We start from the raw sequence: 10,904 nt of genomic DNA, 5'->3' as shown, positions 1-10,904 counted from the left end.
CGGCGGACCCGCCGAGCCAGGTGGACGCGCCGGCCGCCGAGACGCCGGTCGACGCGACGCCGGCGGTGGAGGCCCCGGTCGCCGAGCCGTCGACCCCGGCGTCGCCACCAGAGACGCCCGCGGCGACGCCGAGCCGCGAGCCGGCCCTGGCGGGCGAGGCCGGCACGGGCGAGCTTACCCATGGGGCCTGGCTGCATGGCTTCGAGGCGCTGGGGCTGTCGGGGCTGACGCGCAACCTGGCGGCGCATTGCGTGGTCGAAGCCGATGACGGCAGCCTGCTGACGTTGCGGCTCGACCCCTCCCAGGCGGCCATGCAGGCCGAGGTCCACGTGGAGCGCATCCGCGAGGCCCTGGCGGCGGCGGGGGTCGAGCGCCGCCTGACCATCGTCGACGGCCCGCTGCCCGAGGACATCGAGACGCCTCGCCAGCGCGCCGAGCGTCTCGCCGCCGAGCGGCATGCCCAGGCGGTTGAAGCCCTGCGGGCCGACCCGCAGGTACAGAAGTTGCAGCAGACCTTCGGGGCGCGCCTGATCGAGGCCAGCGTCAAGCCCGCCGACGCGCCGGCACGCCCCTGACCGGTCATCACCACGACACGATGCACGATCATTCAATCGAGAGGATACCGCCATGATGAAGGGTGGAATGGGCAACCTGATGAAGCAGGCCCAGGAGATGCAGGAGAAGATGCAGAAGGCCCAGGAGGAGGTCGCCAAGGCCGAGGTCCAGGGCGAGGCCGGGGCCGGCATGATCAAGGTGACCATGAATGGCCGCCACGACGTGATCAAGGTCGACATCGACCCGAGCGTCATGGAGGAGGACAAGGAACTGCTCGAGGACCTGCTCGCCGCGGCGGTCAACGACGCTGTGCGCAAGGTCGAGGCCAGCTCCAAGCAGCTGATGGAAGAGGCCACCGCCGGACTGAACCTGCCGCCGGGCTTCAAGATGCCTTTCTGACTCGGCTGAAACCGGCTGCGCTCGATCAAGCGGCGTTAAAAGGCCTCTCAAAATACTCATTTCCTACATGTAAACTCCGTTTTTCCGAGGATTTTTTCCTTGCCTGATCATCGCTCGCCCGAGTGTCAGCCAGAGCCAGTGAGACGCTGCCAATGAGCTTTTCCCCCCTGGTCGAGCGACTCATGGAGTCGCTCCGGGTGCTGCCCGGCGTCGGGCCCAAGACCGCCCAGCGCATGGCCATGCACCTGCTCGAGCGTGACCGTGACGGCGGCCGGCGGCTGGCCGAGGTACTCGGCGTGGCCCTCGAGGAGGTCGGCTACTGTCGGCGCTGTCGGACCCTCACCGAGGAGGTCGTCTGCGCGCTCTGCGAGAGCGCCCGACGCGACGATGCCGTGCTGTGCGTGGTGGAATCCCCCGCGGACCAGCTCGCCATCGAGGAGGCGGGTGGCTACCAGGGGCGCTACTTCGTGCTGCATGGCCACCTCTCGCCGCTGGACGGCATCGGCCCCGAGGACATCGGCCTCGACCAGCTCGAGGCCCGGGTGGCCGAGGGCGCCGTCACCGAGGTGATCCTGGCCACCAACCCCACCGTGGAGGGCGAGGCCACCGCCCACTACATCGCCGCCCAGCTCGCCTCCCAGGGCGTGACGCTGTCGCGCCTCGCCTACGGCGTGCCCATGGGCGGCGAGCTCGAGTACGTCGATGGCGGTACCCTGAGCCGCGCCTTCACCGGTCGCCTGCCCTTCCAGGGCGAGTGACCGCCGCCCACCATCCCCCGGAATCCCGCATGCCCCTGACCCCCGAGATTCGCTGGATCGATTCCCCCCAGGCCCTCGACGCGGCCTGTGCCGAGGTGGCCCGGGCCGATGTCATCGCCCTGGACACCGAGTTCTTCCGCGAGCGGACCTTCCATCCCGTGCCGGCGCTGATCCAGTTCTGCGCCGGCGGCCCGGCGTACCTGGTCGACCCGTTGGAGGTGGCCTGCACGCCGGCCTTCCGGCGCCTGCTGGCCGAGGGCCCGCTCAAGCTGCTGCATGCCTCCAGCGAGGACCTGGAGGTCCTCGCCCACTGGGCCGGGGGCCCGGTCGCGCCGCTGGTGGATACCCAGATCGCCCAGTCGTTGCTCGGCGAGGTCCCCGCCATGGGCTACCAGAAGCTGGTCGAGTTCTGGGTCGGCGAGACCCTGCCCAAGGACGAGACGCGCTCCAATTGGCTGGAGCGGCCGCTCTCCGAGGCCCAGAAGACCTATGCCGCCCTGGACGTGGTCTACCTGCTGGACGTCTGGGCCGGCCAACGCGAGGCGCTCATCCGTCATGGCCGACTGGCCTGGCTGGAGGAGGACTGTGCCGAGCTGCTCGCCCAGGTGCGCAGCGACGAGGCGGACGGCCAGTGGTACCTGCGCCAGCGCCAGCTGTGGCGACTCTCGCCGCGCCAGATCGAGGCCTATCGACGGCTGACCGCCTGGCGCGAGGGCGAGGTGCGGCGCCGCGACCTGCCGCGCAGCTGGCTGGTCAGCGACAAGCTGCTGTATGCCATCGCCGAGCGGATGCCCGAGAATCGCTATGAGCTGGCCGGGGTGGAGGGCATCAAGCCGCCGCTGGTCAAGCGTGAGGGCGACAGCCTGCTGGCGCTGGTCCGCGAGGCGCGCCACGCCGATGACGACAGCCTGCCGGCGGCGCCGCTATCGCCCCTGGACCCGGCCTTCAAGAAGCGCATCAAGGCCATGAAGAAGGTGGTCGGCGCCGCGGCAGAGGAGCTGGGCATGGCCCCGGAGGTGCTGCTGCGTCGCCGCGAGCTGGAGGCCCTGGCCAGCGCGCAACTCAAGGGCGAGCCCCTGCCGCTGCCCACCGGGTGGCGTGGCGAGCGGCTCGCCGAGGCCCTGGAACGTGCCCTGAACGAGGTGGGGGAAGCCGCATGACGACACTGGACGGCAAGCTGCTGTGCGAGATCTTCAAGAGCGCACGCCATGACGAGATGTACCTCTACGTGGACAAGCGCCGCGGCCTCGTGGACGTGCCCGAGGCGCTGCTCGCGCGCTTCGGCACGCCGCTGCCCGCCATGACGCTGATCCTCACCCCGGACAAGCCCCTGGCCCGCACCAGCGCCGCCGCGGTGATGGCCGCCATCGCCGACAAGGGCTTCTACCTGCAGATGCCCCCGGCCAAGGAGGAGTACCTGCTGGACCTCTATCGCACCCCCACCGAGGCCCGCTACTAGTCCATCGCGCCCGCTGCCGTGCGTGGTCCATCGTGCCCGACGCCGCGCGTCATCCATCGCGCCCGCTGCCGTGCGTGATCCATGGCGTCCGATGCCGCGCGAACGGCGGGGTCGCGTGCGACGCCGCGGAGGAGAGAACATGAGAGAACGGTTCTGGGAGCGCTTCCCGCTGGACGCGCTCACCGAGGAGGAGTGGGAGGCGCTCTGCGACGGCTGCGGTCAGTGCTGCCTGCTCAAGTTCCAGGACGACGAGGGCGACCTGGCGGTCCTCAACGTCGCCTGCCAGCTGCTGGATATCGGCAGCTGCCACTGCAGCGACTACGACAACCGCTTCGCCAGGGTGCCGGACTGCCAGCAGCTGACCCCCGAGCGCATCGAGGACTTCCGCTGGCTGCCCGGCTCCTGCGCCTATCGCCGGCTGGCGGAAGGGCGCAAGCTGGCCGGCTGGCACCCGCTGATCTCCGGCGACCCCGAGCGGGTCCATCGCAAGGGCATCAGCGTGCGCAGCTTTGCCGTGTCCCAGGCCGAGGTCCCCGACGAGGAGCTCGAGGAGCACATCATCGCCATCCTGCCCATCGACGGCTGAGGCCGGCGCTCCTTAGGCGTCGCGGCCCTCCACCCCCAGTGCCCAGAGGATGAAGGCGTCCTGGCGGGCGTTGTCGTGCCAGCTCTTGAAGCGCCCGGAGGCGCCGCCGTGGCCGGCTTCCATGTCGGTGCGCAGCAGGGTGGGGCGATGCTCGGGGCCGTCGTGGGCCAGCGCCAGCTCGGTGAGGCGGGCATACAGCTTGGCCGGCTCCCAGTAGGGCACCCGGGTGTCGTGCCAGCTGCCCTGGAGGAATACCGGTGGCCAGGGGGCATCGGGCAGGTTGTCCAGCGGCGAGTAGTCGCGGATGCGGCGACGGGCGGCCGGGTCCTGGGGGTTGCCCCACTCGCTGTACTCGGCGGTGGTCAGCGGCAGGTCGGGATTCTCCATGGTGCGCAGCACATCGACGAAGGGCACGTCGAGCACCGCGGCGCAGAACCGCTCCGGTGCCAGGTTGAGGCTGGCGCCCACCAGCAGCCCCCCGGCGCTGGCCCCGTAGGCGACGATGCGCTCGCCGTCGCTGACGCCCTTGGCGACCAGGGCGTCGCGGGCGGCCAGGAAGTCCTGGAAGCTGTTGGCCTTGTGCTCCAGCTTGCCGGCCAGGTACCAGGGTTCGCCCCGATCGCCCCCGCCCCGCACATGGGCCACCGCGAAGGCCACCCCGCGGGCCAGTAGTTCCAGCCGCGCCACCGAGAACCAGGGATCGAGGACCTCGCCGTAGGCGCCGTAGCCGTAGAGCAGGGTCGGCAGCGGGTGGCCCACCAGGTCGGCGCGCATCACCACCGAGACCGGGATGCGCTCGCCATCGTGGGAGCGGGCCCAGAGCCGCTCGCAGGCGAGCTGGTCGGGTTGCAGGTCGCCGTGCACGGCCTGGCGCTTGAGTTGTCGGCGGCTGCCGTCGTCCAGGTCGACTTCCGCCCAGGTCACCGGCAGGGTGAAGGACTCCTCACGCAGCCGCAGGCGTCGCGTATCGAAGTGCGGGGCATCGCCCAGCGCCAGGCTGCAGGGCGTCTCGGGCAGCGGCAGGCGCTCGTCGCGCCGGCACGCGTGCCGCTCGTCATACTCGAGCACCCGCAGCCGCACCTGGGCCTCCCGGTGATCCCGCTCGGTGGCCACCAGCCCCCAGGCGAAGGCATCGATGCCCTCCAGGGTGGTGTCGTCTCGATGGGCGATCAGCCGCTCGCCCTCGACGTCGGGACGGGCCTCGTCGACCCGGTCGAGACAGAAGTGCGGGGCCTGACGGTTGTGCAGCACGTAGAAGTGCCCCGGTCGATGGTCGATGGCGTACTCGACGCCGTGCTCCCGGGCCCGGAACAGGCGCGGCGGCGTGGCCGGGGCCCGGGCCGGAACCAGCTGGACCTCGCTGGTGTCCTTGGACGCGGACTCCAGCATCAGCCAGGCCCGGGAGCGGGTCTTGCCGAGGCCCAGCCAGAACTCCGGATCGTCCTCCCGCAGCACCAGGACCGGCTCGCCGCTGGGGTGGGGGGAGCCGGCGTCCAGGGCGAGGCACTGTCGCCAGATACTCTCGGGGCGCTGGGTGGCATCGAAGCGGGTGAACAGCAGGGTGGTGCCATCCTCCGCCCAGCACAGTTCGGGGCCGATCGCCTCGAGCAGCACCGTCGGCTCGCCATCAGGCAGCCGCTTGAGCTGCAGGGTGAAGGTCTCGTCGCCGCGGGTGTCCTCCGTCCAGGCCAGCCAGGCCTCGTCGGGGGACAGCGCCATGTCGCCGACCTCGTAGAAGGCGTGCGCCCGGGAACGGCTCTCCAGGTCGAGGAAGGGCTCGGCGGCCTCGGGCCGGCCGTTGGGATGGCGCCACCATACCGGATGGTCGGCATCCACCGCCGTCTCGCTCCATACCGTATAGTGGTCGAGTGCCGTCGGGAGGCCCCGGACGGCCAGCTCGCGACGCGCCAGGTGACCGTGGTAGAGGCGCTCGGTCAGATCGTCCAGGGGGGCGAACCAGCCCCGCGACTGGTCATTGGCGGCCTCGAGGAAGGCCGGCACCCGGGGGTCGTCGCGGTTCTCCAGCCAGTGCCATTGGGGATCGTCCTGGCGCCGGAAATGCTGCACGGGGGAGGACGGGAGAGGCGTCGGGACGCGGTCCCGATCGCTAGGTGGCTGTGCTTTCATGGTGCGGGATGTACCATACTCAGTGTGAATTCAACAATGTGCGGCCAGTGAGGCCGTGAAGACGAGGTACCGATGCTGATTTCGGATTCGATGTCCCTACTATGGCTGAGCTACGCGCTGCTGTCGCTGGTGGTGCTGGGGACCGGCTACCTGGGCCTGGCCGTCCTGCCGCGCCTGCCACGCCTGATGATCACCTGGGCGGTGGCCGGGATGATGTGGGTACCGGCGAGCTTCCGGCTGCCGCTGATGGAAGAGGGGGAATTCTACACCGGTCTCGCCCCGGCCGTGGTGGTGGGCGGCCTGGCCTTCCTCGAGGGCGATCTCGGGGCCATGGCGCCGCCCCTGCTGCTGGTGACCGTGGCGGCGGGCATCGGGGCCCTGGTCGGCCTGCTGCTGTGCCGCCGCGGTCGCCACACCGCGCGGCCTGCCGCGCGTGGCGCCAGGCACGACGACGGCGACGCGTCGGCCTCACGGGGCCACCGGGGCGGCGGCGACGAACGACGGGAGCCGGTGATCGGCTAAGGAACCTCGATGGCCAGAGCGGGGAGGTACAGGAGGCGAGCCGCGGGGGCAGCGCTGCTGGGGCTGGCCTGTCTGCTGGGCATGGTGACGACGGCCCCGGCCCAGGCGCCGGAGGAGCGGCCCGACGTGCGGGTGGTCGTCGATGTCTCCGGCAGCATGCGCACCAACGATCCCGATCGCCTGGCGGTGAGCGCCATGGATCTGCTGGTGTCGCTGCTGCCGGAGGGCGTGAGCGCCGGGGTCTGGACCTTCGGCGAGACGGTCGACAACCCGCTGCCGCTGGGGGAGGTCTCGGAAGACTGGCGGGAGCGCGCCCTGTCCCTGCCGCCGGCGCTCCAGGACTACCAGCAGTACACCGATATCGAGGCCGCGCTGCGCCAGGCCGCCGGCGCCGAGGCCAACGGCTGGCGCCACCTGATCCTGATGACCGATGGCGTCATCGACCTGTCGCCGTCGCAGGGTGCCAAGCCGGCCATCGACCGCCGGTCCCGTCAGCGCCTGGTGGAGGAGCTGGCGCCCGCGCTGGCCGATCAGGGCGTGGCGATCCATGCCATCGCCTTCTCCGATGAGGCCGACCTGGCCCTGGTCGAGCGCCTGGCCCAGCAAACCGGCGGCCTGGCCAGCGTGGCGACCTCTCCGGACGGGCTGCTCGGCGCCTTCCTGGACATCCTCGAGCGCATCTTCCCCGCCGACCGGCTGCCGCTGGAGGGCGGACGCTTCCTGGTGGATGACGGCGTGGAGAGTCTCTCCGCGTTGATCTTCCACGAGCCCGGCGCGCCCCCGCTGACCCTGGTGACCCCCGATGGCAGCCGCTACCGGGCCGAGACGGCACCGGACGCCGTGCGCTGGCAGGTGGAGCCGCGCTTCGACCTGATCCGCATCCCGGACCCGGCGCCCGGGGAGTGGCGCCTGGAGGGCCCGGTGGGCGAGAAGAGCCGGATCAGCGTGAGCTCCCCCTGGCACCTGCGTACCGCACCGCTGCCGGCCACCCTCTACCGGGGCTTCGCGGTGCCGGTGGAGGCCTGGCTGGCGCGGTCGCCGGGCGCCCAGGCCCTGCCTGACGCCCCCACCCTGACCGCCAGCCTGCGTGACCTCGACGGCGAGGTGCAGGCCTCGGTGACCCTCGAGGGCGATGACGAAGGGCGTTACCGCGGGCGGCTCCCGGCGCCGGCCCTGACCGGCAATGCCCGGCTGGTGATCCGGGCCGAGGGCGAGGGCTTCGCACGCCAGCGCAGCCAGGCGGTGAACGTGCTGCCGGCCATCGGTGTCGCCCACGATCCGGGCGCCGGTCGCGTGGTGCTGGTCGCCGAGCATCCACGCCTCAACCGCGACAACACCGTGATCCGCGGAGACCTGCGCGGCCAGCGCCTCGAGGCCGAGGCGGTGGAGGAGAGCCGCTGGCACCTGCCGCTGCCGCCGCTGGACGAGGCGGTGAGTCAGCCGCTGCTGCTCACGGCGACCCTTACCCTGGACGGGGAGACCCGCGAGCTGCGCCTGCCACGGCTGATCCTCAACCCCGATGCCCGGGTGGGCATCGGCCGGACCGACATGGCGGGCCCGACCCTGGCCACCGAGCGTTTCGGCGAGCGTGACGATGGGGCCGACGAGGCGCCGGAGCCCAATCTCGCCGATCGCTTCGTCGAGGCCGTCAATGCCGCCCCGGCCAGGCTGCGTGACTGGTGGCAGGCCGGCCGGCCCGGTCTCGAGCGCCTGGCGGCACGCCTCCGCGACGATCCGCGCCTGTGGGGCGGTCTCCTGCTGGGGGTGTTGCTGTTGCTGATCCTGATCCTCTGGCGGCGTCTGCGGAGCCGTTCCGACCCTCATTCCCGGGAGGAACCGCATGTGTGAGTTGTTGGGCATGAGCGCCAACGTGCCGACCGATATCTGCTTCAGCTTCACCGGTTTCCTGCATCGCGGCGGCGGCACCGGCCCACACCGCGACGGCTGGGGCATCGCCTTCTACGAGGCCGGCGGCTATCGCGACTTCCGCGACCCGCATCCTTCTCTACACTCGCCCATCGCCCGGCTGATCTGCGACTATCCGATCAAGTCGCATATCGTGATCAGCCATATCCGTCAGGCCAACGTCGGCCAGGTGCGACTGGCCAACACCCATCCCTTCACCCGGGAGATGTGGGGCCAACCCTGGTGCTACGCCCACAATGGCCAGCTCGGCGGCTGGGAGACCCTGCCGCTGTCCTTCTATCGGCCGGTGGGGGGGACCGACAGCGAACACGCCTTCTGCTGGCTGATGGGCGAGTTGCGCCGCCGCTTCCCGGAGCCGCCGGCGGACCGTCAGGCGCTGTGGCAGCACCTGCATGATCTCTGCGAGCGACTGCGCGGCCTCGGCGTGTTCAACCTGCTGCTGGCCGACGGCGACTACCTCTACACCTTCTGCTCCACCAAGCTGGCCCATATCACCCGCCGGGCGCCGTTCGGCAAGGCGAGTCTCTCGGATGCCGAGCTGGCGGTGAACTTCGCCGAGCACACCACCCCCGACGATGTGGTCTCGGTGATCGCCACCGAGCCGCTGACCGACAACGAGGACTGGGTGCGCATGCAGCCCGGCGAACTGCTGGTCTGGCGGGGTGGCGAGATCCAGGGTCGTTATAAAACGTGAGTTTCAATCGTTCGTTTTACAGCGCGCAAGCCGCTGGTATAAGGTAGGCCAAGAACAACAAGGATCGACCGCCAGGTCGAACACAGTGTGGAGAATGCCATGAGCGAGCAAGCGAGCCCCGCGATCCTCAGCGGCCCGGCGCTGGAAGATGCCGAGGCCTATTCGTCGGTGATGGATGTCTTCCATGCCTCCATCCGGCGCTTCACCGACAAGCCGGCCTTCAGCTGCATGGGCCAGACCCTGAGCTATGGCGAGCTCGATCGCCTGTCCGGCGACTTCGCCGCCTGGCTGCAGCACGAGACGGACCTCAAGCCCGGCGACCGCATCGCCATCCAGTTGCCCAATGTGTTGCAGTTCCCGGTGGCGGTGTTCGGCGCCCTGCGCGCCGGCATGGTGGTGGTCAATACCAATCCCCTCTACACCGAGCGGGAGATGGCCCACCAGTTCAAGGATGCCGGGGCCCGGGCCATCGTCATCCTCGCCAACATGGCCGACAAGCTCGAGCACGTGCTCGAGCGCACCGACATCGAGCACGTGGTGGTGACCCAACTCGCCGACCTGCACGGCTTTCCCAAGCGCCAACTGATCAATGCGGCGGTCAAGTACGTCAAGAAGCTGGTGCCGTCCTATCGGCTGCCGGCGGCGCTGGCCTTCCGCGACGTGCTCAAGCGCGGGGCGGGGCTCGAGCATCGCGATGTCCAGCGCGAGGCCGAGGACATCGCCGCCCTGCAGTACACCGGAGGCACCACCGGGCTCGCCAAGGGCACCATGCTGACCCATCGCAATCTGGTGGCCAACATGCTCCAGGCCCGCCAGGCGATCGGCAAGGGGCTCACGGACGGCGAGGAGACCATCATCGCGCCGTTGCCGGTCTACCACATCTATACCTTCACGGTGAACTGCCTGTTCATGATGGAGACCGGCAACCACACGGTGCTGATCACCAATCCCCGCGACCTGGACGGCTTCGTCAAGGAGCTGAAATCGCTGCGCTTCACCGGCTTCGTGGGGCTCAACACCCTGTTCAATGCCCTGTGCAACCGCGAGGACTTCCGCCGGCTGGACTTCTCCTCGCTGCACCTGACCATCTCCGGCGGCATGGCCCTGACTCGGGCCGTGGCCCAGCGCTGGGAGCAGGTCACCGGTTGCCCGGTGGCCGAGGGCTATGGCCTGACCGAGACCTCGCCGATCGTCAGCTTCAACCCCGTCGACGCCATCCAGCTCGGCACCATCGGCCGGCCGGTGGCCGGCACCTCGGTGAAGGTCGTGGACCTGGAGGATCGGGCGCTGCCGTGCGACCAACCCGGCGAGCTCTGCGTCAAGGGCCCCCAGGTCATGAAGGGCTACTGGAACCGCGATGAGGAGACCGCCAAGTCCATCGACGATGAGGGCTGGTTCCGTACCGGCGACATCGCGGTCCTCCAGGAGGATGGCTATATCCGCGTCGTCGACCGCAAGAAGGACATGATCCTCGTCTCGGGCTTCAACGTGTATCCCAACGAGATCGAGGACGTGGTGGCCATGCACCCGGGGGTGGTGGAGTCAGCCGCGGTGGGCGTGCCGGACGACGACAGCGGCGAGGCGATCAAGCTGTTCGTGGTGGCTCGGGATCCTGACCTCGATGCCGAGGCCCTGCGTCGCTGGTGCAAGAACGAACTCACCGCCTACAAGGTACCGCGCTTCGTCGAATTCCGTGACGAGTTGCCCAAGACCAATGTGGGGAAAGTCCTGCGTCGCCAGTTGCGCGACGAGCAGCCGCAGACGGCACAGGCCTGAGGCGAAGGGCCGTCGGGCTGCCCAGGACGCCATCTCGTTCAGGAAAGTTCTGCGTCGCCAGTTGCGCGACGAGCAGCCGCAGAAGGCACAGGCCTGAGGGAC

Annotated in this window: 11 protein-coding genes; 10 read left to right on the top strand and 1 reads right to left on the bottom strand. The window is 70.0% G+C overall.

Features of this window, described 5'->3' with window-relative positions; all coding sequences use genetic code 11:
- The 6 genes from QWY76_RS01495 to QWY76_RS01470 form a co-directional block, all read left to right on the top strand.
- Positions 1 to 575, top strand: a 575-nt coding sequence (locus QWY76_RS01495; RefSeq protein WP_290309347.1) for a DNA polymerase III subunit gamma/tau C-terminal domain-containing protein, incomplete at its 5' end; no start/stop codon positions are given.
- A gap of 52 nt (positions 576 to 627) precedes the next feature.
- A complete protein-coding gene (locus tag QWY76_RS01490; protein ID WP_290309346.1) occupies positions 628 to 954 on the top strand; it encodes a YbaB/EbfC family nucleoid-associated protein in 327 nt (108 codons plus the stop codon).
- Positions 955 to 1,106: 152 nt separating this feature from the next.
- Positions 1,107 to 1,712: a recombination mediator RecR gene (gene recR / locus QWY76_RS01485; protein WP_290309345.1), complete on the top strand. Its 606-nt coding sequence runs from the start codon at positions 1,107 to 1,109 to the stop codon at positions 1,710 to 1,712.
- Between the two features lie 29 nt (positions 1,713 to 1,741).
- The gene (gene rnd, locus QWY76_RS01480) at positions 1,742 to 2,872 is read left to right on the top strand and encodes a ribonuclease D (RefSeq protein WP_290309344.1); all 1,131 of its coding nucleotides are present in this window, start codon (positions 1,742 to 1,744) and stop codon (positions 2,870 to 2,872) included.
- Complete coding sequence (locus tag QWY76_RS01475; RefSeq protein ID WP_290309343.1) at positions 2,869 to 3,171, top strand: YcgL domain-containing protein; 303 nt, start codon at positions 2,869 to 2,871, stop codon at positions 3,169 to 3,171. The genes rnd and QWY76_RS01475 overlap by 4 nt, the downstream gene beginning before the upstream one ends.
- A gap of 139 nt (positions 3,172 to 3,310) precedes the next feature.
- Positions 3,311 to 3,757, top strand: a complete 447-nt coding sequence (locus QWY76_RS01470) for a YcgN family cysteine cluster protein (protein WP_290309342.1) — start codon at positions 3,311 to 3,313, stop codon at positions 3,755 to 3,757.
- 12 nt (positions 3,758 to 3,769) lie between these two features.
- On the opposite strand, the gene QWY76_RS01465 is transcribed toward QWY76_RS01470, so the two are convergent.
- Complete coding sequence (locus QWY76_RS01465) at positions 3,770 to 5,884, bottom strand: S9 family peptidase (RefSeq protein ID WP_290309341.1); 2,115 nt, start codon at positions 5,882 to 5,884, stop codon at positions 3,770 to 3,772.
- 72 nt (positions 5,885 to 5,956) lie between these two features.
- Between QWY76_RS01465 and QWY76_RS01460 the strand changes: the two genes are divergently transcribed.
- From QWY76_RS01460 to QWY76_RS01445, 4 genes are all read left to right on the top strand, one after another.
- The gene (locus QWY76_RS01460) at positions 5,957 to 6,406 is read left to right on the top strand and encodes a hypothetical protein (RefSeq protein ID WP_290309340.1); all 450 of its coding nucleotides are present in this window, start codon (positions 5,957 to 5,959) and stop codon (positions 6,404 to 6,406) included.
- Between the two features lie 9 nt (positions 6,407 to 6,415).
- A complete protein-coding gene (locus tag QWY76_RS01455) occupies positions 6,416 to 8,254 on the top strand; it encodes a vWA domain-containing protein (protein WP_290309339.1) in 1,839 nt (612 codons plus the stop codon).
- A complete protein-coding gene (locus QWY76_RS01450) occupies positions 8,247 to 9,026 on the top strand; it encodes a class II glutamine amidotransferase (RefSeq protein ID WP_290309338.1) in 780 nt (259 codons plus the stop codon). The genes QWY76_RS01455 and QWY76_RS01450 overlap by 8 nt, the downstream gene beginning before the upstream one ends.
- 99 nt (positions 9,027 to 9,125) lie before the next feature.
- A complete protein-coding gene (locus QWY76_RS01445) occupies positions 9,126 to 10,802 on the top strand; it encodes an AMP-binding protein (RefSeq protein ID WP_290309337.1) in 1,677 nt (558 codons plus the stop codon).
- Positions 10,803 to 10,904: the final 102 nt, after the last annotated feature.

Origin of the sequence: Halomonas maura (assembly GCF_030409305.1) — a bacterium.
GTDB classification, from domain to species: Bacteria; Pseudomonadota; Gammaproteobacteria; order Pseudomonadales; family Halomonadaceae; genus Halomonas; species Halomonas maura.
The sequence above is the reverse complement of the archived record's forward strand: the minus strand, read 5'-3'. Positions and strand labels throughout refer to the sequence as shown.

Coding starts and splice junctions, on each gene's coding strand:
- QWY76_RS01490 (WP_290309346.1), top strand. CDS start 628: ATGATGAAGGGTGGAATGGGCAACCTGATGAAGCAGGCCCAGGAGATG.
- recR (WP_290309345.1), top strand. CDS start 1,107: ATGAGCTTTTCCCCCCTGGTCGAGCGACTCATGGAGTCGCTCCGGGTG.
- rnd (WP_290309344.1), top strand. CDS start 1,742: ATGCCCCTGACCCCCGAGATTCGCTGGATCGATTCCCCCCAGGCCCTC.
- QWY76_RS01475 (WP_290309343.1), top strand. CDS start 2,869: ATGACGACACTGGACGGCAAGCTGCTGTGCGAGATCTTCAAGAGCGCA.
- QWY76_RS01470 (WP_290309342.1), top strand. CDS start 3,311: ATGAGAGAACGGTTCTGGGAGCGCTTCCCGCTGGACGCGCTCACCGAG.
- QWY76_RS01465 (WP_290309341.1), bottom strand. CDS start 5,884: ATGAAAGCACAGCCACCTAGCGATCGGGACCGCGTCCCGACGCCTCTC.
- QWY76_RS01460 (WP_290309340.1), top strand. CDS start 5,957: ATGCTGATTTCGGATTCGATGTCCCTACTATGGCTGAGCTACGCGCTG.
- QWY76_RS01455 (WP_290309339.1), top strand. CDS start 6,416: ATGGCCAGAGCGGGGAGGTACAGGAGGCGAGCCGCGGGGGCAGCGCTG.
- QWY76_RS01450 (WP_290309338.1), top strand. CDS start 8,247: ATGTGTGAGTTGTTGGGCATGAGCGCCAACGTGCCGACCGATATCTGC.
- QWY76_RS01445 (WP_290309337.1), top strand. CDS start 9,126: ATGAGCGAGCAAGCGAGCCCCGCGATCCTCAGCGGCCCGGCGCTGGAA.